Genomic DNA, 23,735 nt, shown 5'->3' on the forward strand with positions numbered 1-23,735 from the left:
CCGGCGCGGCGCAGGCCAGCGGGCGCGCTCCGACGGCGGCGGGGCGGCGCCCGTCACCGGCAGTAGCTGGCGGGGTCCGCGGCGCCCGCGGACGGGCCGGCGCGGCCGGGTTCACCGGCACTGCGGCGCCGTGTCGAACGCCTCCTTCAGTTCGGGCGACTCGACCCGGGCGGTGAGCATGGCGCCCGCGTCGTACTCCCGGCGCAGCGTGCTGACGGCCACGGCCACCCCGTCGTAGAACGGGTCCGCGGCGGCGGTGTTCAGCCCGTCGATCTCGCGCCGCGCGGCGTCGTAGGCGTCGCGCATCCGCAGGAGTGTGCGGTCGAAGCGCAGCGCGACCGCCTGCCCCTGGTCGACATCGGGGACGCCGGCCCGGGTGACGGCCGCCCGCGCGCGCTCGCTGGCCGCGCTGGCCTCGCTGAACATGCGGACCAGGTTCTCCTTGGCCTGCGCCGGCGTGGTCGCCGCCTTCATCTGCTCCTGCGCGCGCTGGGTCAGTGCACCGATCTCGGTGCGCCACGGCGCGAGCGCCTGGCACACCGACGCCGCCCACGCCGTCGCCGAGGGGTCCCCGGCGCAGCCGCTCAGCGCCGCGCACCACCCGGCCACCACCGCCGCCACGAGCCACCGCCCGCCCACTGCACGCACCCCCCGAGGGTACGGCCCGCGGGCGGGTGAGCCCCACTTGACTCCTATGTAGACGTGTGTCCCCCCTTGTGCCCGGGGAGGCGCCTCGGCCGCGCAGGCGGAAGGCCCCGCACCGCCGGAGCGGTGCGGGGCCTTCCGGTCCCGGGCGGAACCTGCGTTCCACTAGGTGGGCGTCGTCCGCCCGGACGGGCGGGCGCGGCCGGGTCAGACCTTGACCGGGGCCTGGCGCTGGCCGGGCGTGTCGTTGCCGGTCGTCCCCCCGGGCGCCTCGTCCATCGCGATGGACTTGCGCTTGCTGAACAGGACCGCCACGACGATCACCAGCGTCGCCGCCGCGGCGATGCTGACCCGGACCGCGGTGTTCTCCTCGGCGCCGACGCTGTACGCCACCACGGCGGGGGCGATCAGCAGCGAGACCAGGTTCATCACCTTGAGCAGCGGGTTGATGGCCGGGCCGGCCGTGTCCTTGAACGGGTCGCCGACGGTGTCGCCGATGACCGTGGCCGCGTGCGCCTCGGACCCCTTGCCGCCGTGGGCGCCGTCCTCGACCAGCTTCTTCGCGTTGTCCCAGGCGCCGCCGGAGTTGGCCAGGAACACCGCCATCAGCGTGCCGGTGCCGATCGCGCCGGCCAGGTACGCCGCCAGAGCGCCCGCGCCGAGGCCGAAGCCGACGGCGATCGGCGCCAGGATCGCCAGCAGGCCCGGGGTGATCAGCTCGCGCTGGGCGTCGCGGGTGCAGATGTCGACGACGCGGCCGTACTCGGGCCGCTGGGTGCGGTCCATGATGCCCGGGAACTCGCGGAACTGGCGGCGTACCTCCATCACCACGGCACCGGCGGAGCGGGACACCGCGTTGATCGCAAGCCCGGAGAACAGGAACACGACCGCCGCGCCGACCAGCAGGCCGACCAGGTTGCGCGGGTTGGAGACGTTGAGCAGGTTGAGGACCTCGGTGGCCGCGTCCTGCACGCCGGCCTCGGTGAGCGAGGACAGCATCGTCTTGGTGTACGAGCCGAACAGCGCGGTGGCGGCCAGGACCGCCGTGGCGATCGCGATGCCCTTGGTGATGGCCTTGGTCGTGTTGCCGACCGCGTCCAGCTCGGTGAGCGTGCGCGCGCCGCGCTCGTCGATGTCGCCGGACATCTCGGCGATGCCCTGGGCGTTGTCCGAGATCGGGCCGAAGGTGTCCATCGCCACGATGACGCCGACGGTGGTGAGCAGGCCGATGCCGGCCAGGGCCACGGCGAACAGCGATAGGGTGATCGAACCGCCGCCGAGCAGGAAGGCGCCGAAGACGCCCGCGCCGATCAGCAGGGCCGAGTACACCGCCGACTCCAGGCCGACGCTGATGCCGGCGAGGATCACCGTGGCGGCGCCGGTCAGCGAACTGCGGCCGATGTCCTGGACGGGCCGCTTCTCGGTCTCGGTGAAGTAGCCGGTCAGGGCCTGGATCGCGGCGGCGATCACGATGCCGATGACGACGGCGCTGATCGCCACCCCGCGCGGGCCGAGCGGCAGTTCGCCGTCCACGCCCAGCTTCTCCCGCCACTCGACGCCGAGCAGCCCCTCCCAGGTCGGCTTCAGGTACCCGTACGCCACGACGGCCACGGCCGCGGCGCTGAGCACGGCGGAGAGGTAGAAGGCGCGGTTGATGGCCGTGAGGCCGTTGCGGTCGGACTTGCGCAGCCGGGTCAGGAAGACGCCGACGATCGCGATGAGGGCGCCGATCGCGCTGACGATCAGCGGGAACACCAGACCGGATTCGCCGAAGGCGGCGCGGCCGAGGATCAGGCTGGCCACCAGCGTGACGGCGTACGACTCGAACAGGTCCGCGGCCATGCCGGCGCAGTCGCCGACGTTGTCGCCCACGTTGTCGGCGATGGTGGCGGGGTTGCGCGCGTCGTCCTCCGGGATGCCCTGCTCGACCTTGCCGACCAGGTCCGCGCCGACGTCGGCGGCCTTGGTGAAGATGCCGCCGCCGACCCGCATGAACATCGCCAGCAGGGCGGCGCCGAAGCCGAAGCCCTCCAGGACGGTGGGCGCGTCGCCCTCGTAGAACAGCACGACCAGCGACGCCCCGAGGAGGCCGAGGCCGACCGTGAGGAAGCCGACGACGCCGCCGGTGCGGAACGCGATCTTCATCGCGTGCTCGCGGCCGCCCTCGGCCGCCCGCGCGGCGGCGGCGACCCGCAGGTTCGCCCGGGTCGCCAGCGCCATGCCGGCGCCGCCGATGAACGCGCTGAACAGCGCCCCGACGATGAAGAAGCCGGAGCGGCCGAGCTTGACCGCCAGTTCGTCGCCCTCGACGTCGTGCACCGGGAGGATGAACAGCAGGACGACCGCGACGACCACGAAGATGGCGAGGGTCTTGAACTGCCGGAACAGGTAGGCGCTCGCGCCTTCCTGGACCGCCCCGGCGATCTCCTGCATACGGTCGGTACCCTTACCGGCGGCGAGTACCGTCCGGGTCAGGGCGCCCGCGAAGCCGAGCGCCACCAGGGCGATCGCGGCCGCTACGACGATATAGGTGACGTTGCCGCCGGTGAGGGATGTGGTGCCGCCGTCAGCGGCGTGGACCATGCCGGACAATCGAGTCCTCCTGTAGTACGCGCACCGCGCCGGTGGTCGCACCGACGTCGCGCGTCCACATCGCCGCCCGTTGCGTGGACCCGTGCGCCGTGAGCGCACGGCGACGACGTCGTCCGGGGGGAGCGTCGATCGCGGTTAGGGCGTCCATGAAGCGCGGAAGCCCGCGAGGCTCGTCGGGTGACCCAGCTCACGATCACCGTACGGCCGTCGTGGATGCGGGGATATGACTCGGGTACCTTAGCTGGGCTTTTGCCGGAAATAAGAGATCTTGCACCCTGTGTCTTGGTGGCACCCATCCTGCTATATCAGCACGTTACGTAGTGGTGTGCCGCCTTCATGATCATCGAAGCGTGTTGGCGCTCATCTGTGCCGGCTTCCCGGTCCCGGTGAACCCGCCGCGTCACCCGCCCGTGTCGGACTTTTTGTGCGACGTACCCCGCGGAAGTCACCGAATGATGGCGGTGAGTGAGGGGAACCGCAGGTCCAGGCCGGGGCGGTCCGGGTCCCCGTCGGCCGAACCGCCCGGCCCGCCGCGTCCAGGCCGACCGTGGACACGGCGACCCGGGCTGAGGAGTGGATGTGCCCGGTGTTGACGCGTACCTCGACCACGCCATGGCGATCCCCGGCGCCATCGGGGCGGGCATCGTCGACTACGGCACCGGCACCCCGCTCGGCACCACCGGCGGTACACCGGAGGACGACCGCGCCCTCGCCGCCGGCGCCGCGCGGGTGATGGCCGCGGTGACCCGCGGCGGGCCGTTCTCTTCCGCCACCCCCGACGACGACCTGGAGGACCTGATCATCACCAGTCAGTCGGGATACCACCTCATCCGGCGGATCCCCACCGAGTTCGACGCCCGCCTCGTGCTCTACCTGTGGCTGGACCGGGAGCGCGGCAACCTCGCCGTCGCCCGCCGCAGCCTCCAGGAGCTCGGCGGCCACCTCGTCGGCGCCTGAGGACGGCGCCGATGCCCGCCCCCGCCCGCCGGTGCCGGCGATGACCGCGACCAGCCCGGCCGAGCCCCACCGCGTCCTCGCCGCGCTCGCCGACACCCGGGCCAGCGGCGCCCTGCACATCGGCAGCGACCCGCCCGGCGTCCTGCACCTGGTCGGCGGCGCGGTGACCCACGCCTCGTCGCCCCTGGCTCCGGGCGTCGGCGAGCTGCTCACGATCGGGGGCCGGCTGTCCGGCGAGGTGTGGCGGCTCGCGGTGGACGCGGGCACGCCCGAGCACCGGGTCGGCCCGCTCCTGGTCGAGCAGGGCCACCTCACGCGCGGCGAGCTGGAACTGTGCGTGCTGGGCGTGATCTACGACGCGACGTACTTCGTCCTCGTGCCGCGGGCGGTGCCCGTCCGGTTCGAGCCCGACCGGCCGCACTGGCTCGGCGCGGTCGCCGCCGTACCCGTGCCCGCGCTCGTCGGCGAGACCGCCCGCCGCCGCCGGGCGCTGACCGAGATCCTCGACCGGCCCGAGGTGGACAGCACGCCGGTGGTGCCCGTACCGCGGCTGCGCCGCGACCGGATCCGGCTCAGCGGCCTCCAGTGGGAGCTGATCGTGCACGCGGACGGCCAGCGCACCCCCACCGGCCTGGCCCGCCGGCTCGGCCGGGCCTCCTACGCCTGCCTCCAGGAGACCCGCCGGCTCGCCGCCGAGGGCCTCGTCCGGATGCCGCCGGCCAACCGGGTCGGGGCGGGGGCCGGGTACGCGCTGCCGGCGGCCGCGGCAGGCCTCCCGTCGGCCGGGCGGCGGGAGGCCCACACCGTCGAGGTGCCCGCACAGCGAGGCGCGCGGCTGTCGCCCGCCCCCGGGGCGGGTCCTGCGGTGGGCCGGCACGTGGCGGAGGCGGCGCCGGCCGGCCCACCCCGCGCCGAGGCGCCGACCGGCGCGGGCCCGGCCGCTCCGACGCAGACCGGCGCATCAGCCGGGGCGGCAGGTCCGGCGGCCGGTACCCCGTCCGCCGACGGGGTACCGGGCTCCCCGCGTGCCGGAGCTCCCCCGGGCGGCGACGCGGCGGCCGGCCCCGGGCGGAGCCCCGGCGGGTCCGGGCTGCCCCGGCGGCAGCCGGCACCCCGCCCGCCCGGCGACGCCGCACCGCCCGTCGCGCCGCCCGACGAAGCCCTGCTGCTGCGGCTGCGCAGCGCGCTGTGGGGCATGGCGTGACCCGGGCGCCCCCACCCCCGACCTGGCGACGAACCGATGAATGGAGCGCGACGTGACAGTGGAACCCGCGGTGCTGACCGAACTCGCCCGGCTCCGCGAACGCCTGCCCGAACTGACCGGCAGCGTGCTCGCCACCACCGACGGGATGGTCGTCGCCCACGACGCGCACGACCTGGACCCGGAGACACTGGCCGCCATGTCCGCGGCGAGCCTGGGGCTGGCCCGGCGGTTCGCGGTGGCGGTCGACCACGGGACGCTCCGGGAGACGGTGGTGGCCTGCGCGGGCGGCTACATCACCACGTACGCCGCCGGGCGGGACGCGCTGCTGACGGTGGTCACCGGCCGGCTGGCGAACCTGGCCCGGGTCCACCTGGAGGCCCGGCGCACCCTCGAACGACTGGCCCAGATCGCGCCCAGCGCGCCGACGGCGGCCGACCCCCGACGGTCCGCGCGGCCGTCACGCAAGGACGTCCCCGGCGGCCTGGCCCGGCGCAAGCCGATGGCGTCCCTGCCCCGCAACGCCCGGCAGAAGAACGCCGGCTGACCCGCGGCCGCCTCCGCGGCCACGGACCCCCGCACGATCCCTCTCACACACGGAGTACAGCCATGGACATGGATAGCGCCCTCAAGGAAATGATGCAGATCGACGGCGCGGTCGGGGTCGCGGTGGTGGACCACACCAGCGGCATGGCGCTCGGTACCACCGGCGGCGGCAAGGACCTCGACCTGACGGTCGCCGCGGCCGGCAACACTGACGTCGTCCGCGCCAAGATGCGCACGATCGAGATGCTGAACCTCAACGAGCAGATCGAGGACATCCTCATCACGCTGGACACCCAGTACCACCTGATCCGGCCGCTGACGGCGCGGTCCGGGAAGGGGCTGTTCCTGTACCTGGCCCTGCGCAAGGACCGGGCGAACCTGGCGATGGCCCGCCACCAGGTACGCCGGATCGAGAGCGACCTGGAGGTCTGACCGCCACCGGAGGTCGGCCGGGCCGCTGCGGCCCGGCCGGCCCTCGGCGGCTTCGGCGGCCTCGGCGGCCCTGGCGGCCTCGCTGCCCGACCGCAGCGTGACCGGTGTCCGGGGCGCCCGATGCGGGGTGCGGCGGCGAGGCCGGCCCGTGGCGAACGGTCCGTGCGAAAGGGTTCCCGTGAGGGATGGTCCGTGAGGAGCGGTCAGCGGCGGTGCAGGGGCCAGGACATGCGGACCTCGGTGCCGATCCCCTCGGCGACCGGGCGGACCTGGAGGTCCTCCACGAGGCCGGCCAGCAGGGCGAAGCCCACGCCTACCGTCAGCGCCTCGTCGGTCAGCGACTCGTCCGCCAGCTCGTCGGGCGGCAGCGCGCTCAGGCCCAGGCCGGCCTCGACCGGAGCGCGGTCGACCACCCGGACGGTGTACGGCTCGTCGTCGGAGATGGTCACCTCGACCTGGTCGCGCAGCCCGTACTGGCGGTGCAGCGCGACCGCGCGGGCGCACGCCTCACCGACCGCCAGGCGCACCTCGTCGAGCAACTCCTCGCGCAGGCCCGCCCGCCGGGCCACCGCCACCCCGACGAGGCGGGCGGTGCGCACGTGCACGGGGGCCGGGGAGAAACACAGCCGTACGTCAGCCATCACGCGCCAGCCGGTCAGGCGCCCGCGGCGATCGCGGCGTCGACGGACTCGTACAGCGGGAACACCTGGTCCAGCGCCGTGATGCGGAAAATCTTCAGAAGCGGTTCCTTCGCGCAGACCAGGCCGAAGGTGCCGTCCACGCCGCGCAGCTTCTTCATGGCGCCGACCAGGACGCCGAGCCCCGTGGAGTCGAGGAAGTCGACCCGTTGCAGGTCCACCACGATCCTGCGGGTGCCGCCGTCGATCAACGCCAGCAGCTCCTCCCGCAGCCGGGGTGCCGTGTAGACGTCGACCTCGCCGCCGACCTCAAGCACCGTGTGTTCCCCGACGGTGCGGCTCGTCAGCGCCAGCTCCATGCGGTGCACCCCCTCGCCTACGGCATCGGCCCCACGAATCTAACCATCGACGGATGGTGCCACGCATCCCGATGGGGAGTTTCCGCCCGGCGGGTGGCTGGCCGATCCCCGCCCGCAGGTGCCACAGTGCAATGCGTGACCAGCATCGCGACGGAACGCGTTCCCTTTCCGGCACCCCGATCGTCACCCGACCGTGGTCACGCCGTCCTCGCCCGGTTGACTGCCCGGACGGACGTCGCTCCGCACATCGAGACCCTGCCCGCCCGCGCGGGCGAGACCGTCGACTGGCCGGCCTGGGTCCCGCCGCCGCTGCGCGAGGCGCTGGCCGTACCCGCCCCGTGGCGGCACCAGGCCGAGGCGGCGGCGCTGGCCCACGCCGGTACGCACACGGTCATCGCCACCGGTACGGCCTCGGGCAAGTCGCTGGCCTACCACCTGCCCGTCCTCACCGCGCTGCTCACCGACCGGCGCGCGACGGCGCTGTACGTCGCCCCGACCAAGGCGCTGGGCGCCGACCAGCTCCACCTCCTGACGTCGCTGGACCTGCCCGGCTTCCGGGCGGCCGGGTACGACGGCGACACGCCGCGTGCCGAGCGGGAGTGGGTACGCCGGCACGCCCGGCTCGTCCTGACCAACCCGAACATGCTGCACCGCGGCATCCTGCCGGCCCACGGAGCCTGGGCCACGTTCCTCCGCCACCTGCGGTACGTGGTGCTCGACGAGTGCCACGCCTACCGGGGCGTGTTCGGCTCCCACGTCGCGCACGTGGTGCGCCGCCTGCGGCGGCGCGCGCGGACCGTGCCGACCTTCATCCTCGCCTCGGCCACGACCGGCGACCCCGCCCGCGCGGCGGCGCGCCTCATCGGCGCACCGGTGACGGCCGTCACGCGCGACGCCTCCCCCCGGGGCCGCACGACCTTCGCCCTGTGCGAGCCGCCGCTTCTGCCCGGGGCAGCCCCGCCCGAGACGCCGCGACCTCCCGGATCCGTCCTGCCGCGACCTTCCGGATCTGCACCGCTGGGTTCTTCCGGATCTGCCCTGCCGCGCCCTCCCGGGCTCGCCCAGCCGGGTGGGTCCGGCGCGGTGCCCCTGCCGGCCGGCGATGACGGGCGCGGGGACCTGCGCCCTGTCCGCCGCTCCGCGGTCGCCGAGACCGCCGACCTGCTGGCGGACGCCGTGGTCGCCGGTGTGCGGACCCTCGCGTTCGTCCGGTCGCGGCGCGGCGCCGAGGTGGTGGCGAGCATGGCCCGGCGGAGCGCGGACGAGGCCGTCCCCGGCCTCGGTGCGCAGATCGCCGCCTACCGGTCCGGCTACCTGCCCGAGGACCGGCGCCGGCTTGAGCGACAGCTCCGCGAGGGCACGCTGACCGGACTGGCCAGCACCAACGCGCTGGAACTCGGGATCGACGTGAGCGGCTTGGACGCCGTCCTCATCTGCGGATACCCGGGGACCCGCGCGTCGGTGTGGCAGCAGGCCGGCCGCGCCGGCCGTCGGGGCGCCGACGCGACGGCGGTCCTGGTGGCCAGGGACGATCCGCTGGACAGCTACCTGGTACACCATCCGCAGGCCCTGTTCGGCGCCCCGGTGGAGGCGACCGTGCTCGACCCCGACAACCCGTACGTACTGGGTCCGCAACTGTGCTGCGCCGCGGCCGAGAGCCCCCTGACCCCGGCCGACCTGGAGCTGTTCGGCGGGGCCCCGGCACGGGCGGCCGCGGACGGGCTCGTCGCCTCCGGGGCACTGCGCCGCCGGCCGCACGGGCTGTACTGGACGCACACGGGACGCCCCGATGTCGACCTGCGCGGCCCCGGCGGCCCGGCGGTGTCCGTGGTGGAGCGGGACACCGGCCGGCTGCTCGGTTCGGTCGACGCCGCCGCCGCCCACCACCAGGTGCACCCCGGCGCGGTCCACCTGCACCAGGGCGAGACCTACGTAGTGGACTCGCTGGACCTCGACGACGGCGTCGCACTGGTGACCGCCGAGGAGCCCGCCTGGACCACCCACGCGCGGGACACGACCGCGCTGTCGGTCGTCGGGGTCCGCCGGTACCGCGACGCCGGATCCGTCGGGCTGTTCCTCGGCGATGTCGAGGTCACCCACCAGGTCGTGTCGTACCAGCGGCGGCGCCTCGGCTCCGGCGAGGTGATGGACACCCGGCCGCTGGACCTGCCGCCGCGGCAGCTCCGTACCGTCGCCGTCTGGTACACCGTGTCGGCGGGGGCGCTGGCGGCGGCCGGTGTCGACCCCGCCGACGTGCCCGGTGCCCTGCATGCCGCGGAGCACGCGGCCATCGGCCTGCTCCCCCTGGTAGCGACATGCGACCGGTGGGACATCGGCGGACTCTCGACGGCCGCCCATCCCGACACCGCCGCCCCGACCGTCTTCGTCTACGACGGACACCCCGGCGGCGCCGGGTTCGCCGAACGGGCCTACGAGGCGGCCGCCACCTGGCTCGACGCCACCCGCACGGCCGTCGCCCAGTGCGGGTGCGCGACCGGCTGCCCGTCGTGCGTGCAGTCGCCCAAGTGCGGCAACGGCAACCAGCCGCTGGCCAAGCGCGCCGCGGTCGCCGTCCTCGATGTCGTCCTGGCCGCACTGTGCGGGCCCTCGCCCGAAGCGCGACCCGGGGCGTAGGGCGCCGGGTCGACCACCGGGTGGACACCGGCCCGGCCCGCACCGGGTGGGACCGCCGCGCTCCGCAGCGGTCGGGCCGCAGGAGGCGGTCCGGTCCCGGGCGCTCGGGGCACGGACCGCCGCGACCCCGTTCGAAAGGCTCACGCCGTGGACGTCCGCCGGTCGCGCCGGGGTGCTGAGCGGGCCGGCCCGGGCCGTGGCGGCGACCCGCCTGCTCACACCGGGCAGCGGCGTGACATCCACGCCCGCCCGCACGACCACCTCGGCGGTACCGACGGCGCAGTGGTCGATCCCCGCGCCGTTGGCCGCGGCGACGGCCGCAGCCTGGGCGCAGCTCCGCGCGGGATCGGCCAGCACCCAGCGGGCACCGGCGAGTGCGGCCAGGTCCGCGGCCGTCCTGGCCCGGGCGGCGGCCACCCGGACGCCGCCGACGGCCACGGCCGCGGCGGCGGCCGCAATCACCACCAGACCCACCATGAGCAGCCACAGCGAGGCGGATCCCCGGTCGTCCGCGACGGCTGCGCGACCCGCGCCGCGTCCGTACGGTTTGCCAGATCGGGAGCGCTGCCCCAGGCCACCCGGTGGACGGGCAGCCGTAGCGGCCCGCGCCACGTCCGATGCGGTGGCGGGCCTCGCGGCCGGGTCCAGTAGCCGGATCGATCTCACGGCCGCGTCCAGCGACGCAGAGGTGCGGTACGCGGAGACGCCGACGGCCGCCGAGCCGACCTCACGGCCCAGCCGGATGCCCGTGCTGACCTCATCCGCGGTCCCGGACCATGCCGAGCCTGCCCGCAGCGGCCGGGACGACCCGGGGAGCAACACCCGGTTCCCAGGACGCGACAGCCGTGGCGGCGACCCTGACGCGGGGCACGGAGGCGCCGAACACGCGCACCGGAGCCTGGACCCGGATCCGCACCGTCCGGTCGTCCGCTGTCGCGCTGAGGGCGGCGCCGACAGGTGGATCGGTCCAGGGCGGTGCCGTGCGGCCCCGGGACTGGGCCAGCGCCGACTCGCGTGCCGCATGCAGGCACCAGACCCGCAGCCGCACCGCGTCCACGGCCGTCAGGCCCACGCCGAGCAGGAGCACCAGGGCGGGCAGGCCCGCGGCCAGTTCGGCGGTGAACATGCCGTCCTCGCGCGCCGCCACCTTGCGCAGACGCGTACCCACCCGCCGCAGACGGACCGCTGCCGGCAGGAGGCGCGCCGCCGTCGGCAGCCGTGCGCTGAGCCGCCGTGGGCGCCCATTCGCTCGCCGGGTGCCGCTGCGTACCCGACGCTCGCGGCCCGGTGCCCGCTCCGCCCCGTCGGCTTCTAGCCGCAACAGATCGGCTGCTGAGTGGGGCTGGGCCATTCCACCGGTGGATCCGTGGGGCGCGGCGGCATCCTGTGGTCGGGCTCGACCCGCGCCTCTTCGACCCCGGACCGGGCCGCCCGTGTCGGACGACCCGGCCGGGTGGCTCACGCCAGCGCCCGGTCGACGAGGGCCGTCAGGGCGGCCTGCACCTTCTGGCTCGTGAGGACCTTCATCAACAGGCCCGCGAACGCCACCGCCGCCATGATCCCGACCGCGTACTCGGCGGTCGTCATTCCCCGGTCGTCGGCGCGCCACCGGGCCAGCATTCTGCGCATCACTCAGATCTCCTCTCAGGACAGCAACGCCGACGTCGACAGGACGGCGGCCACCACCGGCACCAGACCGGCGAGTACGAAAGCGGGCAGGAAACACAGCCCGAGTGGCAGGACGATGAGGACGCCGGCCCGCTGGCCGGCGGATTCGACCGCAATTCGGCGGTCCGCCCGCAGGTCGTCGGCGATCCGGGCCAGCACGCCCGCCAGGGCGCCGCCGTTGGCGCTGGCCCGGACGGCGGCGTCGATCAGCCGCTGCGCTCCCGGGGCGACGGCGAGATGTCCCCACGCCTCGGCCGGCCCGGCACCCCAGCCCAGGGCGCGGGCGACCCGCCGCAGCGGTAGGGCCAGCGGGCCGTCGAGCGCGTCGGCGACCGCATCGGCGGCGTGCGCCACCGGCGCACCGGCCCGCAGCGCGGCGGCCAGGAGGTCGGCGGCGAGAGGAAGGTCGGCGGCGAGCCGGGCCTGTTCGGCGCGCACTGCGGCCGACGGCAGGTCGCGCAGGAGGCGCGCAGCCAGGGGTATCGCGACGGCGCCCGGGAGCACCCCCCACCAGGCTCCGATGACGACGGCCAGGGTCACTCCCGCCCCGGTAGCGGCGGACCAGCGGACGTGCGGTCTCACCGCGGCACCGCCGCGGTCTCCACGATGCGGCGCGACCACGCCAGGCCGCTCAACTGGAGCAGCAGGGCACCGGCCGCGCAGGCGGCGCCCAGCGGCGTGTGCAGCAGCACGGCGGCGGGATCCACGCCCATCCCGTAGCCGAGCGCGATGCCGCCGGCCGGGAGAGCGGCGAGCAGCAGGGCGGTCGCCCGCGCGCCGGCACTCTGGGCGCCGGCCGCGGCCCGCAGCCGCGCGGTGGCGCGAAGGTCGGCCTCGATGCGTTCGACCAGCTCGACGACTGGTGCGCCGGTCCGCTCGGCGAGGCGGATGGCGACACCGAGGCGGGTGTCGTCGGCCGCTCCCAGACCGAGCGGCGGGTGGCCTGCGCGCAGCGCCGACGCGGCGTCCGAGAGCCGGTCCAGGGCTCGACGCTCCCGCTCGCGGCCGGCGACCGCGCGCCGCTGCCGGCGCAGCGCCCGCAGGCCGCCCGAGGTGTAGGCCGCCGCCGTCACGGCCGCCACCGGGCCGGCGACAGCGAGGGCGACTCCACCGACGGCCACCGGACAGAGCCAGAGGCCGATGCCGTCGCTGGCCGCCCGCGCGACGCGGAGCGCCAGCGTTCTGGCCGTCCCCGACTCTGCGTCAGGCGCCGGGGCGTCCGCCGCCAGCGCGACGGCCGGTGGGTCAGCAGACGGCGGCGCCGGGCTGGGCACCGCTGGTGGATGTTCCCCGTGCTCCGCTCGGGCCAAGGCCTCCCACTGGCGGGGTTCCGCAGGTCGGCGGACCCCGAGATCGGGGGCGGCATGGTCGGTGGCGGGACCGACGGTGGTGTCGAACCCCTGCCGTACCTCCGCGGGCGGCCGGAGGCGGTTGAGGCGCCGCAGGACCCGTCGGCGCCGCAGCCGCCCCTCAAGGAGCACAGACCCGACCACGAGCACCAGCGCGGTCGTCCCCAACAGGGCGAGGACCCGCGCCTCGATCACGGTCCGCTCCGCAGAATCGGCGGTGGCGCTACATCGCGTGTCCGCAGCAACCTGGCCAGGTCATCGGCTGCCGGGCCGGGTCCGCGGGCGAGGTCCCAGGCGGTGCGGACCACCGCTCCGGCGCGGCCGTCGCCGGCCAGCACGCCGACCGACTGCACGACGCGGCGGCCGGCGTGCCGACGTACGTGGATCACCACGTGCAGCGCCGCCGTCGCCTGGGCGAACAGCGCCGCCGCGTCCAGCCCGCCCAGCAGGCCCAGGGCGGCGAGCCGGGCCGGTACGTCGGCGGGCGCGTTGGCGTGCAGGGTGCCGGCGCCGCCGTCGTGGCCGGTGTTGAGGGCAGCCAGCATCTCTGCCACCTCGGCGCCCCGGCACTCCCCCACGACCAGCCGGTCCGGCCGCATCCGCAGCGCCTGGCGCACCAGGTCGCGCAGCGTGATCGCCCCGGCGCCCTCGACGTTGGCGGTGCGGGTCTGGAGGGCGAGGACGTGCGGGTGAGCGGGGCGCAGCTCGGCGGCGTCCTCGACCAGCACGAGGCGTTCGTCGTGCGGGACGAGACCGAGCAGCGAGTTCAGCAGGGTGGTCTTGCCGGAGCCGGTGCCGCCGACGACGAGGAACGCCAGCCGTCCGGCGACCACCGCCCGCAGCAGGTCGGCGGCCGGGGCGGTGAGAGTGCCGCAGGCGACGAGCTCCGGCAGGGTCAGCGGCCGGCTGCGGAAGGTCCGCAGCGACAGGTACGGACCGTCCACGGCGATGGGCGGGAGCACGGCGTGGACGCGGGTACCGTCGGGCAGCCGCGCGTCGGCGTACGGGCAGCCGTCGTCCAGTCGCCGGCCGCAGGCGGCCGCGAGGCGCTGGGCGAGCGTCCGCACCTCGCCGGTGTCGGCGAACCGGACCGCCGCGGGCCGCAGGCCGGCGCCCCGGTCGACCCAGACCTCGACGCCGTTGACGAGCACGTCGGTCACGGTCGGGTCGGCGAGCAGCGGTGCCAGCGGGCCAGCGCCGACGAGGTCGTCGTGCACGCGGTCGGCCAGCCGTAGCAACTGGGCGTCGCCGAGGACCGCGGCCCGCGGCTCGGCCCGGACGGCGCTCACGACGGCCGCCCGGGAGGCCGGCGCAGAGTCGTCGGTGAGCCGGCGGCGCACCCGGACGGTGAGGCCTTCGGCCGACGGGCTCACGCCGCCACCGACCGGGAGGGGCCGAGCAGGTCGGCCAGAAGCTGCCGGCAGAGGGTGGCCAGCGGTCCACGGCGGTGGCGGGTGGGCGGCTGGCCGCGCTCCAGCGCCGCCGCCAGTCCCGGCTCGGGGCGGAGGGTGCCGGCCAGCGGTACGCCGAGGGCGGTCACCACCTCCAGCGCCCGCAGGTGGCCCGGCGCCGGCCCGCGGACGACCGCCTCGATCCGCTCCTGGTGTACCGCCGCGGCGGCGACGACCCGCGCGGCGGCCGCGGTGGCGCGCAGCTCGGCCGGAACGACCACCAGTGCCCGCTCCGCCGCCGCGAGGGCGTGGGCGGCGGCGGCCGGCAGGTGCCGCGGCAGGTCCACGACCACGAGGTCCCGGCCGCGGCGACCGGCATCCAGCGCGGCCGCCATCGCCTCGACCGGGATCGTGGCCGGCACGCCGCGGTCCCAGGACAGCAGCGACAGGCCGCCGCGGCCCGGCAGCGCGCGGACCAGGGCCGGTGCGGCGACGCGGCCCCGCGCGGCGGCCAGTTCCGGCCAGCGCAGCCCGTCCAGCTCCTCCCAGCCCAGCAGGAGGTCCAGTCCGCCGCCGAGGGGGTCCGCGTCGACCAGCAGGGTGCGCAGGGACGACTGCGCGGCGGTGTGGGCGAGAGCCGCGGCCAGGACGCTGCCGCCGGCGCCCCCACGGCCGCCCAGCACCGCCACGGTCCGGCCGCGGCGCGCCGGCAGGGCCGGGGCGGGCTCGCCCAGCCGCGCCACGAGCCAGTGGTCGGCGTCGGGCAGCAAGGCGACGTGCGACGCACCGACGGCCGCGGCCAGCGATGCCGCCGGACTGTGGTCGCGGGCCAGCAGCACCACGTCGCGGCGCGGCGGGAAGTTCGCGGCGGCCCAGGCGGCCGCCTGGTCGACGCCGATGAGCACGAGCGGCGCGGCGGCGAAGTCGCGGCGCGCTCCGGCCGGATCGACGGCTACCTGCAGTTCGGTGTCCGCAGCGGCGGCCAGGCGCAGCAGGTCGTCCAGCAGCTCCCGGTCGGCGGTGACGACCAGGGGGCGGGCGGGACGCGGCGGGGTGGCGGTACGGGGACGGGGCGGCATCGCGGCCTCCATCGGTGGGGGATCCGACCCGCACACCATCGGCGTGGATCCGCCCTCCGCGCCGCCGCCGGGCCGCCCTCCTGTGGACAACGCCCGCCCTGTGGACAACGGCCGCTGCCCCGACGCGCCGTGCTAGACAGTCGACAGGCCCGCCGCGACCGCCGCGTTCACGGGCGTCGTCCGGCTACCAGGGCCGGCCGGACGACGCGACTGCTCTCCCGGAGATCGGAGCCGGGACTCCACCACCGGTACCGCTCAGGGGCCGGCCCGGTCCGCAGCCGAGCTGACCTGCGCCGACGACCGCACCAGGACCTCCCGGCGGGGGCCGTCGCCTCCGGTCCAGTGGATCTCGACGCCGGTGACCCGGATCCACGCCGGGTCGTCGTGCGGGGCAAGGCCGGTGACCCGGAGCGTGAGTGCGCCGACGCCGTAGGCGTAGTCCTCCTCCTCGATACGGATCACCTGGCCGGGCCGCACCATGGGCATCGGTACTCCTCGTCGCCAGGAAGGAGGCGCTGTCGCGGGCCGATTCATCGTCCCGTGTGGACGCGCCGCGCGTGCCACGGTGGCCCATGGTGCCATCACGGACCAAAGACGAAATATGACAAGGAGGACAGGGTGCGCACGATCACCCGGACAGGGTCGCCCGCCCTGTCGATACCGACGTCGGCATGGCGGAAGGGTGCCTGGGTAGGGTGCCCCGATGAGACAGCACACCCGACGCCTGCTGGCCGGCCTGCGGGAGGTCGTCCTGCGGGTCCTGCGACCGACACCGGCGGCCACCCCGCGGTCCATACCCTCCACCGTCGCCGCCCGCCGGATCTCCTACGCGCCGCAACCGGACGGCGCCGCCGACCCGGGCGAGATCGTGTGGGCCTGGGTGGCGTACGAGGACGACCCCCGCCAGGGCAAGGACCGGCCCGTCCTCGTCGTGGGGCGCGACGGTGCGGCGGTACTGGGGTTGATGCTGTCCAGCAACGAGGCGCGCGACGGCCAGCCGCACTGGCACGCACTGGGCGCCGGCCGCTGGGACGCCGCCGGCCGGCCGAGCTGGGCGCGGCTGGACCGGGTTCTCGTCCTGCCGGAGTCCGGCATCCGCCGGGAGGGCACCGCCCTGGACCGGGCGCGCTTCGACGCCGTGGCGGGGGCACTGCGCGACGGGTACGGCTGGAGCTGACGCCGGGACGGCCGCGGTCAGGCCGCCAGGTTGCTGTCGGCGGACTCCGGGGACTGGGCGGCGAGCAGTTCGCCGACCTCCGCGGCCGGCATCGGCCGGGCGAAGTGGTAGCCCTGGGAGAGCCGGTACCCCATCAGGTGCAGTTGCCGGGCCTGCGCGGCGCTCTCCACGCCCTCGGCGACCACGCCGAGGTCCAGCCCGTTGGCCAGGCTCACCATCGCCGTGGCGATGGTGGCCTCGGCCGTGCTGTGGGTGATGTGGTCGATGAAGGACTTGTCGACCTTGAGCACGCTGACCGGGATGTTGCGCAGCAGGCCCAGCGACGAGTGGCCGGTACCGAAGTCGTCCAGCGCGATCGCGACGCCGAGGGCGGCGATCTCGTTCAGCGACTCCGTCGCGGCGCGGCTGTCGAACACGGCCGTCTCGGTCACCTCGATCATGAGGCGCGCGGCCGGCAGGCCCGACGTGTGCAGCGCCGCGGCGACGCGGCGGGCGAACCCGCTCTCCCGCAACTGGCGCGCCGAGATGTTGACGCTGACCATCCACGACCTGGTCGCGCCCTGCTCGTGCAGCCAGCCCGCGGCGGTCCGGCACGCCTCGTCCAGCACCCAGGCGCCCAGCGGCACGATCAGCCCGGTCCGCTCGGCGGCGGGGATGAACTCGTCCGGCGGGATGACGCCGCGCTGCGGGTGGTGCCACCGGATCAGCGCCTCCGCGCCGACGGTCACCCCGTCGGGCAGCCGCACGACGGGCTGGAACACCAGCCGGAAGTCGCCGCGGTCCATCGCCAGCCGCAGCTCGGCGCCGAGCTGGGCGTCGTAGTTGGCGCGCTCGTCCAGCTCCGGGTCATAGGTGGCGTACTGGCCCTTGCCGGCGTCCTTGGCCGCGTACATGGCCAGGTCCGCGCGGCGCAGCACCTCGGTGGTGTCGAGGCCCGGCACGACGTCGGCGATGCCGGTGCTGCACCGCACGAGCAGGTCGTGTCCGGCGATCCGCACCGGCGTCGACAGCGCGGCGTTGAGCCGGTCCAGGACGCCGAGGCCGGCGGCGGCCGGCATACCGGGCAGCAGCATGGCGAACTCGTCGCCGCCCAGGCGCGCGACGGTGTCGTCGGGGCGGACGCAGCCGCGCAGCCGCTCGGCGACCGTGACGAGCAGCTCATCGCCGATCACGTGGCCGAGCCGGTCGTTGACGGTCTTGAAGTCGTCCAGGTCGATCAGGACCACGCTGGCCGGGCGGTCGGCGTCCAGCGCCTCCTGCATCCGGCGCTCGAACAGCCGCCGGTTGGCCAGACCGGTCAGCGCGTCGTGCGACGCCTGGTGACTGAGCTGCTCCTGCGCCTGCTGGAGCTGGCGGACGGTCGCGTCGACGCGGTGCAGCAGGCGGCCGTTGTCGGTGAGGGCCGTGATCTGCCGGTACACGACCAGGGCGGTCAGCGCCACGGCGGCGACGGCCAGAAGCGTGTCGTTGGCGTCGTCGAACCCGCGGGCGGCCCACAGCAGCATCCCGTCGATGCCGGCGACAGCGACGTACGGCAGGTAGCTGAACGGGCGGCGGCGGCGCGGCGGCGGTACGGCGTGGGGGTCGGAGCAGGCCTGTCGGCGGGCGGCGAGGATGAATCCCAGCGCGACCGGCGGGATGCAGATGGCCGCGGAGTCGATCTGCGCGTGCGAGGCCATGAACGGCGCCAGCGCCCCCAGCCCGGCACCGGCGGCGACCGCACCCGAGAGCAGGTGCAGCGCACCGCGGTCGACGACGCTGACGCCGACGAGCGCGAGCTTGATGAACGTGAAGACGGCGACGAACGCCAGCAGGATGACGGCCAGGACCGAGATCGAACCGCCGATGTCCTTCCAGTCCTGGACCTGGCTGAAGGAGTACCGCCAGGCCAGGGTGCCCACGGTCAGCACGACGATCGTGGCGTCGATCAGGAACCGTCGGCGCTCGGTCAACGAGAGCTGCGTGCGCCCCGGCAGGCGCAGCAGCGCCCACATCATCACCACGACGCCGGACATGTACACGAGGACGGTCGTCGTGGTGACCGGGGTGACGCCGTCGGCCGTGTGGAGCAGGTCATCGCGGAAGTTCAGCACCGCCGCGACGCCGATGAGGGCGACGGCGGTCGCCGCCAGTTGCCAGAAGCGGCGGGCGGCCGCGTGGGCGGCGGCGCCGGCCACGCGCCAGCAGTAGGCGGCGGCGAGGACCGCCGTCGGCGCGGTGAGGGTCCAGCCGATCATGCTCGGCGGTCGCAGGCCGATACTCATGATCACCAGCCAGGCAGCGCTGAACACGGTCGCCACGGCGGCGACGAGCAGCGCGGCGGGCATGGGGCGCAGGGACGCCGAGGCGCGGGCGAACCACTGCATGTCAACCCCCTCCACCGACGCCGGACGGATGACGTATCGGCACCCGCGTGACGCTGCTGAGTTCATCCGCGCATGAGACGACCCCCGCCGGGGGCGGCGGGGGTCGTCTCCGAGCGGCGGCTCGGCGCGTGTCGAGCCGCCGACCGGCGGCCTCCGGGGGTGGGGCCGTCGGTCGCCCGCGGGCAGCGGGGGCGTTGCCCGCGGGCAGCGCCCGGACGTCGCCGGGGGTGGCGACGCCGGCGCGACCGGAAAGTGAACGGGGCGACGGACGCGGACGGGGGTTTGTCCTGGGCGATGCCTTCGTGCTATCAAGCATGACGCAGAGTCCGGTTCACGTCGAGTGGCGGCTCCTACACAGAGCGTGCGAGATTTTTCACCGGAACTTTCGCCGCCCCGCGGCGTCCCGTCGCCTCTGCACCACGGGCGGGCACGCCGGCTAGACTCTGCGGCCGTGGGCCGAAGCGCCGCCTTTTTCGATCTCGACAAGACCGTCATCGCCAAGTCCAGTGCGCTGGCCTTCGGACGGCCGTTCTTCCGCGACGGGCTGATCAGCCGCCGCGATGTCGTGCAGGCCGCGTACAGCCAGCTCATGTTCCGCCTGGGCGGCGCCGACGACCAGACCATGGCCCGCACGCGCGACTACCTGGCCCGGCTGTGCGCGGGCTGGCAGGTCGACCAGGTGCGCCAGATCGTCGCCGAGACGCTCCACGAGCTGATCAAGCCGTACGTCTACGCCGAGGCGGCGGCGCTGATCGAGGAGCACCAGCTCGCCGGCCGTGAGGTCGTCCTGGTCTCCGCCTCGGGCGAGGAGATGGTCCGGCCGATCGGCGCGCAGCTCGGGGTCACCGATGTGATCGCGACCCGGATGGCCGTCGAGGACGGGCGGTACACGGGCGAGGTCGAGTTCTACGCCGCCGGTGCGCACAAGGTCACCGCCGTGCGGGAGCTGGCCGCGGCGCGCGGGTACGACCTGGCCGACTGTTACGCGTACTCCGACTCGATCAGCGACCTGCCGCTGCTCGGCTGCGTCGGCCTGCCCACGGCGGTCAACCCCGACCGCGGGCTGCGCCGGGCGGCGGCGGAGCACGGCTGGCCGATCCTGGAGTTCCGCCACCCGGTACCGCTGGGACGGCGGCTGCGCGAGCGCCCCGCCGTGCCGGTCGCGGCCGCCGCCGTCGGAGTCGGCGTGGGCGTGGCGCTCGGGCTGGCCTGGTACGGAAGGCACCGGCGGGCCCGCGCACCTCATTGGGCGCGCCCGTCACAAGTTCGGTGAAACAGTGGCCGGCCGGGTGTGATCGCGGCGACACTGGACGTACGGATCACCGGCAACCCAGCACAACGATGGTGAACGGGGGCGATGGCTCCAGGTTCGTCGGTCGGGGATCCGCGCACGGCCACCAGGTACCCACGCGCGAGCCGCCACGATATGGCGCCGTTGCGGCCGGCTCCCCGGAGCCCGCCGACAACGGATTGATGCACGCTTGGTAGCCCGGCCGGACGTGTGGAGACGGCGCTCCCGGTCCGGGAGCGCCGTCCACGCGTAGCGGGGGTCGTCCGCCGGCCCCGAGATCGCGGGACCGCACCACGCCGCGGGACCGCGCGGTCAGGCCCGGTCGAGGACCGCGTCGGCGAGCGCCGTCAGCCGGTGCGCCGCCAGGGTCGTCGCCGTCGCGCAGTGCCGCAGCCAGGACCGCAGACCGTCCGGTGTTCCGGTGGCGAAGGCGTTGGCCGCACCCAGGTACTCCGGTCCGCGGTCGAGGTGGCCGCACTCCACGGGCAGCAGACCCCGCACGTCGAAGCCGCCGGCGACCAGGGTGAGCCGGGCCGCCGCGCGGGCGACGACGCCCGAGGGTCCGGCGAAGGGGCGCAGGGCGAGCAGTTCGCCGTGGACCACCGCCGCCCGCAGCAGCGGGGGGCCGGCGCCGTCGACCACCAGGGCCGCGAGCGCGTCCAGGCGCGGCGCGACCCGCAGGTCGTCGACGGGGCGGCCGAGGTCGGCGTCGGGGACGGCACCGCGCGCGGCGAGGACGTGCAGGCGGGCCAGTACCTGGCGGGGTGCGCGCGGCCACTGGTCCCGGAGCCCGTCCACCGCCCGGGCGACCCGCAGCGCCCCCTGCACGACCGGATCGGTGACCGCGCCGCCGCGGACGTCCTCGACGTCGTACGCCGCCCCCTCCAGCGCGGCGCTGGCGGCGGCCGCGTGCAGGGAGACCTCGGCGGCCACGGCGCCGCCGGAGCGGCGCAGCGCCCGGTGCCGCTGCGCGGCGTCGACCGCCTCCCGCGCGGCGCGCAGTTCGTCGGCCACCCCGGCGAGCCGCTCCAGCGGCTCCAGCACGTCACCCATGCCGCCACGCTAGCCGCCGCGGCGACTACGGCGTTGCGGAGGCCGACACACCGCGGGCAGCGCACTCGATCGCCTGATCACGAAGTTTCACTAGGCTCCGCAGTGGAGCAGCGGCGAGGATGGGCACAACCGGAATCGGAAATGGTGGGTCGGCGATGAGTGAGGCTGGCGAGATGAGTGAGGCTGGCGATGAGTGAGACTCTGGCGAACCTGCTGCACGAGGAGCGGCGGTTCCCGCCGCCGGCGGCGCTCGCGGCCGCGGCCAACGTCGACGCTTCGGCGTACGCGGAGGCGTCGGCGGACGGGCCGGCCTTCTGGGAGCGGCAGGCGCGCCGCCTGCACTGGCACCGGCCGTGGACGCAGGCCCTGGACTGGAGCCGGCCGCCGTTCGCGCGGTGGTTCGTCGGCGGACAGCTCAATGTGGCCTACAACTGTCTCGACCGGCACGTGGAGGCCGGTCACGGCGACCGGGTGGCGATCCACTGGGAGGGCGAGCCGGGCGACACCCGCACGCTGACCTACGCCGACCTGCACCGCGCCGTCTGCCGGGCCGCCAACGCGCTGACCGACCTGGGCGTTGCCGCGGGCGACCGGGTGGCGATCTACCTGCCCATGATTCCCGAGGCGGCCGTGGCGATGCTGGCCTGCGCGCGCATCGGTGCCACCCATTCGGTGGTGTTCGGCGGCTTCTCCGCCGAGTCGCTGCGCGGCCGGATCGACGACGCCGGGGCCAGTGTGGTGATCACCGCCGACGGCGGGTACCGGCGGGGGAAGCCGAGCGGGCTCAAGGCCATCGTCGACGAGGCGCTGGCCGGCTGCGCCTCGGTGCGCCACACCCTCGTCGTCCGGCGTACCGGCCAGCGCGTCGACTGGGTCGACGGCCGCGACCTGTGGTGGCACGACACCGTCGAGACGGCGTCGGACAGCCACCGGGCGGCGGCGTTCGACGCCGAGCACCCACTGTTCATCCTGTACACCAGCGGGACGACCGCCAAGCCGAAGGGCATCCTGCACACCACCGGCGGCTACCTGACCCAGGCCGCCTACACCCACCACGCGGTGTTCGACCTGAAACCCGACACCGACGTCTACTGGTGCACCGCCGACATCGGCTGGGTCACCGGGCACAGCTATATCGTCTACGGCCCCCTGGCCAACGGCGCCACCCAGCTCATGTACGAGGGCACGCCGGACACCCCGCACCGCGGCCGATTCTGGGAGCTGGTGGAGAAGTACCGCGTCACCCTGCTCTACACGGCACCCACGGCGATCCGCACCTTCGCCAAGTGGGGCGACGACGTGCCGGCGCAGTTCGACCTGACCTCGCTGCGGCTGCTCGGCAGCGTCGGCGAGCCGATCAACCCCGAGGCGTGGATGTGGTACCGGGAGCACATCGGCGGCAACCGCGCTCCGGTGGTCGACACCTGGTGGCAGACGGAGACCGGGGCGATGATGATCTCGCCGCTGCCGGGAGTGACGGCCGCCAAGCCCGGTTCGGCGATGCGCCCGCTGCCCGGGATCGGCGCCGACATCGTGGACGACACCGGTGCGTCGGTACCGGCCGGCGGCGGGGGGTTCCTCGTACTGCGCGAGCCGTGGCCCTCGATGCTGCGCACCATCTGGGGCGACGACCAGCGCTTCCTCGACACGTACTGGTCCCGCTTCGGCGCGGGCGCCGGCAGTGGCGGGGACTGGGTCTACTTCGCCGGTGACGGCGCCAAGCGCGACGACGACGGCGACCTGTGGCTGCTGGGCCGGGTGGACGACGTCATGCTGGTGTCCGGCCACAACATCTCCACCACGGAGGTCGAGTCGGCGCTGGTGGCGCACCCGGCGGTGGCGGAGGCGGCCGTCGTCGGGGCGACCGACCCCGTCACGGGTCAGGGCATCGTCGCGTTCGCCATTCCGCGCGGCGGGGTCGACGGCGGACCGGAGCTGCTCGCGCAGCTCCGCGAGCACGTGGCCCGGACCCTCGGCCCGATCGCCCGGCCGCGGCAGATCATGCTCGTCCAGGAGCTGCCCAAAACCCGGTCAGGCAAGATCATGCGCCGGCTGCTCCGGGATGTCGCGGAGCGCCGCAGCCTGGGTGATGTCACCACATTGCAGGATTCCACCGTCATGGATCTCATCGCCGCGGGTATGTCGGCACCGGCAGCCGACGAGGGGTGAGGAAGTGGCCGCGCGGATACAGAAAATCCTTCACCTCGCACCTTCACAGATCGTGATCGTCGGTCTACCTTGCAGGACGGAGCTTCATGAGGTCCGTCAATCCGGGTCGGCCAGGTTCACTGTGCGCGCGACCGGCCGGACTCCCTCACACCGGAGGTAATTTCCGTGCGTAAGGCCCTTACCGGGCT

21 protein-coding genes and 1 pseudogene are annotated in these 23,735 nt (G+C 75.0%); 8 read left to right on the forward strand and 14 right to left on the reverse strand.

Features of this window, described 5'->3' with window-relative positions; translation table 11 throughout:
- Positions 1-111: 111 nt before the first annotated feature.
- Both IEY75_RS05700 and IEY75_RS05705 read right to left on the reverse strand, forming a co-directional pair.
- Positions 112-648 carry a hypothetical protein gene (locus IEY75_RS05700; RefSeq protein WP_229789378.1) on the reverse strand — a complete coding sequence of 179 codons (537 nt, stop codon included), beginning with the start codon at positions 646-648 and terminating at the stop codon, positions 112-114.
- A gap of 204 nt (positions 649-852) precedes the next feature.
- Positions 853-3,228 carry a sodium-translocating pyrophosphatase gene (locus IEY75_RS05705; protein ID WP_373290222.1) on the reverse strand — a complete coding sequence of 792 codons (2,376 nt, stop codon included), beginning with the start codon at positions 3,226-3,228 and terminating at the stop codon, positions 853-855.
- Between the two features lie 588 nt (positions 3,229-3,816).
- Between IEY75_RS05705 and IEY75_RS05710 the strand changes: the two genes are divergently transcribed.
- From IEY75_RS05710 to IEY75_RS05725, 4 genes are all read left to right on the forward strand, one after another.
- Positions 3,817-4,194 (forward strand): hypothetical protein, encoded by a 378-nt coding sequence (locus tag IEY75_RS05710; protein ID WP_189113146.1) that lies wholly within the window; start codon positions 3,817-3,819, stop codon positions 4,192-4,194.
- Between the two features lie 40 nt (positions 4,195-4,234).
- Positions 4,235-5,398 (forward strand): DUF4388 domain-containing protein, encoded by a 1,164-nt coding sequence (locus IEY75_RS05715; protein WP_189113147.1) that lies wholly within the window; start codon positions 4,235-4,237, stop codon positions 5,396-5,398.
- Between the two features lie 52 nt (positions 5,399-5,450).
- A complete protein-coding gene (locus IEY75_RS05720; RefSeq protein WP_189113148.1) occupies positions 5,451-5,942 on the forward strand; it encodes a roadblock/LC7 domain-containing protein in 492 nt (163 codons plus the stop codon).
- A 62-nt stretch (positions 5,943-6,004) separates the two neighbouring features.
- Positions 6,005-6,373: a hypothetical protein gene (locus IEY75_RS05725; RefSeq protein ID WP_189113149.1), complete on the forward strand. Its 369-nt coding sequence runs from the start codon at positions 6,005-6,007 to the stop codon at positions 6,371-6,373.
- Between the two features lie 203 nt (positions 6,374-6,576).
- On the opposite strand, the gene IEY75_RS05730 is transcribed toward IEY75_RS05725, so the two are convergent.
- Together IEY75_RS05730 and IEY75_RS05735 are read right to left on the reverse strand one after the other, a co-directional pair.
- Positions 6,577-7,017 (reverse strand): ATP-binding protein, encoded by a 441-nt coding sequence (locus IEY75_RS05730; protein WP_189113150.1) that lies wholly within the window; start codon positions 7,015-7,017, stop codon positions 6,577-6,579.
- Positions 7,018-7,028: 11 nt separating this feature from the next.
- Positions 7,029-7,370 (reverse strand): STAS domain-containing protein, encoded by a 342-nt coding sequence (locus tag IEY75_RS05735; protein ID WP_189113151.1) that lies wholly within the window; start codon positions 7,368-7,370, stop codon positions 7,029-7,031.
- A 135-nt stretch (positions 7,371-7,505) separates the two neighbouring features.
- Here IEY75_RS05735 and sftH point away from each other — a divergent pair, with 135 nt between their 5' ends.
- Complete coding sequence (sftH, locus tag IEY75_RS05740; RefSeq protein ID WP_373290213.1) at positions 7,506-10,004, forward strand: DEAD/DEAH box helicase; 2,499 nt, start codon at positions 7,506-7,508, stop codon at positions 10,002-10,004.
- A 192-nt stretch (positions 10,005-10,196) separates the two neighbouring features.
- Here the strand turns inward: sftH and IEY75_RS21240 are convergent.
- From IEY75_RS21240 to IEY75_RS05780, 8 genes and pseudogenes are all read right to left on the reverse strand, one after another.
- Positions 10,197-10,826 (reverse strand): annotated as a pseudogene (locus IEY75_RS21240) (Rv3654c family TadE-like protein); the annotation flags it as partial.
- Entirely contained in the window at positions 10,762-11,130 is a 369-nt protein-coding gene (locus IEY75_RS05750) for a TadE family type IV pilus minor pilin (protein ID WP_308425679.1), read from the reverse strand. The pseudogene IEY75_RS21240 and the gene IEY75_RS05750, both read right to left, overlap by 65 nt.
- 332 nt (positions 11,131-11,462) lie before the next feature.
- Positions 11,463-11,633: a DUF4244 domain-containing protein gene (locus IEY75_RS05755; protein ID WP_189113380.1), complete on the reverse strand. Its 171-nt coding sequence runs from the start codon at positions 11,631-11,633 to the stop codon at positions 11,463-11,465.
- Between the two features lie 15 nt (positions 11,634-11,648).
- Positions 11,649-12,335 (reverse strand): type II secretion system F family protein, encoded by a 687-nt coding sequence (locus IEY75_RS05760; RefSeq protein WP_189113381.1) that lies wholly within the window; start codon positions 12,333-12,335, stop codon positions 11,649-11,651.
- Positions 12,251-13,216, reverse strand: coding sequence for a hypothetical protein (locus IEY75_RS05765; RefSeq protein WP_189113153.1), 966 nt, complete (start codon positions 13,214-13,216; stop codon positions 12,251-12,253). The genes IEY75_RS05760 and IEY75_RS05765 overlap by 85 nt, the downstream gene beginning before the upstream one ends.
- Entirely contained in the window at positions 13,213-14,394 is a 1,182-nt protein-coding gene (locus IEY75_RS05770) for a TadA family conjugal transfer-associated ATPase (RefSeq protein WP_189113154.1), read from the reverse strand. Before IEY75_RS05770 ends, IEY75_RS05765 begins: the two co-directional genes overlap by 4 nt.
- The gene (gene ssd / locus IEY75_RS05775; protein ID WP_189113155.1) at positions 14,391-15,491 is read right to left on the reverse strand and encodes a septum site-determining protein Ssd; all 1,101 of its coding nucleotides are present in this window, start codon (positions 15,489-15,491) and stop codon (positions 14,391-14,393) included. The genes IEY75_RS05770 and ssd overlap by 4 nt, the downstream gene beginning before the upstream one ends.
- 255 nt (positions 15,492-15,746) lie before the next feature.
- Positions 15,747-15,977: a hypothetical protein gene (locus IEY75_RS05780; RefSeq protein WP_189113156.1), complete on the reverse strand. Its 231-nt coding sequence runs from the start codon at positions 15,975-15,977 to the stop codon at positions 15,747-15,749.
- A gap of 217 nt (positions 15,978-16,194) precedes the next feature.
- Between IEY75_RS05780 and IEY75_RS05785 the strand changes: the two genes are divergently transcribed.
- Positions 16,195-16,668 carry a type II toxin-antitoxin system PemK/MazF family toxin gene (locus tag IEY75_RS05785; protein WP_189113157.1) on the forward strand — a complete coding sequence of 158 codons (474 nt, stop codon included), beginning with the start codon at positions 16,195-16,197 and terminating at the stop codon, positions 16,666-16,668.
- A gap of 17 nt (positions 16,669-16,685) precedes the next feature.
- On the opposite strand, the gene IEY75_RS05790 is transcribed toward IEY75_RS05785, so the two are convergent.
- Entirely contained in the window at positions 16,686-19,034 is a 2,349-nt protein-coding gene (locus tag IEY75_RS05790; protein WP_189113158.1) for a putative bifunctional diguanylate cyclase/phosphodiesterase, read from the reverse strand.
- Positions 19,035-19,485: 451 nt separating this feature from the next.
- On the opposite strand from IEY75_RS05790, the gene IEY75_RS05795 reads away from it, so the two are divergent.
- Positions 19,486-20,307, forward strand: coding sequence for an HAD family hydrolase (locus IEY75_RS05795; RefSeq protein ID WP_189113159.1), 822 nt, complete (start codon positions 19,486-19,488; stop codon positions 20,305-20,307).
- 330 nt (positions 20,308-20,637) lie between these two features.
- Here IEY75_RS05795 and IEY75_RS05800 read toward each other — a convergent pair whose 3' ends face one another.
- On the reverse strand, positions 20,638-21,378 hold the full coding sequence (locus IEY75_RS05800; RefSeq protein ID WP_189113160.1) for a Fic family protein: 741 nt from the start codon (positions 21,376-21,378) through the stop codon (positions 20,638-20,640).
- Positions 21,379-21,567: 189 nt separating this feature from the next.
- Here IEY75_RS05800 and acs point away from each other — a divergent pair, with 189 nt between their 5' ends.
- Positions 21,568-23,547 (forward strand): acetate--CoA ligase, encoded by a 1,980-nt coding sequence (gene acs, locus IEY75_RS05805; protein ID WP_189113161.1) that lies wholly within the window; start codon positions 21,568-21,570, stop codon positions 23,545-23,547.
- Positions 23,548-23,735: the final 188 nt, after the last annotated feature.

This window comes from Pilimelia terevasa, assembly GCF_014647915.1.
Classification (GTDB): Bacteria; Actinomycetota; Actinomycetes; order Mycobacteriales; family Micromonosporaceae; genus Pilimelia; species Pilimelia terevasa.

Bases quoted from the DNA above. Each gene is read 5' to 3' on its own strand.
- IEY75_RS05755 (WP_189113380.1), bottom strand. From the start codon at position 11,633: ATGCGCAGAATGCTGGCCCGGTGGCGCGCCGACGACCGGGGAATGACG.
- IEY75_RS05735 (WP_189113151.1), bottom strand. From the start codon at position 7,370: ATGGAGCTGGCGCTGACGAGCCGCACCGTCGGGGAACACACGGTGCTT.
- IEY75_RS05705 (WP_373290222.1), bottom strand. From the start codon at position 3,228: ATGGTCCACGCCGCTGACGGCGGCACCACATCCCTCACCGGCGGCAAC.
- IEY75_RS05800 (WP_189113160.1), bottom strand. From the start codon at position 21,378: ATGGGTGACGTGCTGGAGCCGCTGGAGCGGCTCGCCGGGGTGGCCGAC.
- acs (WP_189113161.1), top strand. From the start codon at position 21,568: ATGAGTGAGACTCTGGCGAACCTGCTGCACGAGGAGCGGCGGTTCCCG.
- IEY75_RS05780 (WP_189113156.1), bottom strand. From the start codon at position 15,977: ATGCCCATGGTGCGGCCCGGCCAGGTGATCCGTATCGAGGAGGAGGAC.
- IEY75_RS05715 (WP_189113147.1), top strand. From the start codon at position 4,235: ATGACCGCGACCAGCCCGGCCGAGCCCCACCGCGTCCTCGCCGCGCTC.
- IEY75_RS05750 (WP_308425679.1), bottom strand. From the start codon at position 11,130: ATGTTCACCGCCGAACTGGCCGCGGGCCTGCCCGCCCTGGTGCTCCTG.
- ssd (WP_189113155.1), bottom strand. From the start codon at position 15,491: ATGCCGCCCCGTCCCCGTACCGCCACCCCGCCGCGTCCCGCCCGCCCC.
- IEY75_RS05790 (WP_189113158.1), bottom strand. From the start codon at position 19,034: ATGCAGTGGTTCGCCCGCGCCTCGGCGTCCCTGCGCCCCATGCCCGCC.
- IEY75_RS05725 (WP_189113149.1), top strand. From the start codon at position 6,005: ATGGACATGGATAGCGCCCTCAAGGAAATGATGCAGATCGACGGCGCG.
- IEY75_RS05785 (WP_189113157.1), top strand. From the start codon at position 16,195: ATGAGACAGCACACCCGACGCCTGCTGGCCGGCCTGCGGGAGGTCGTC.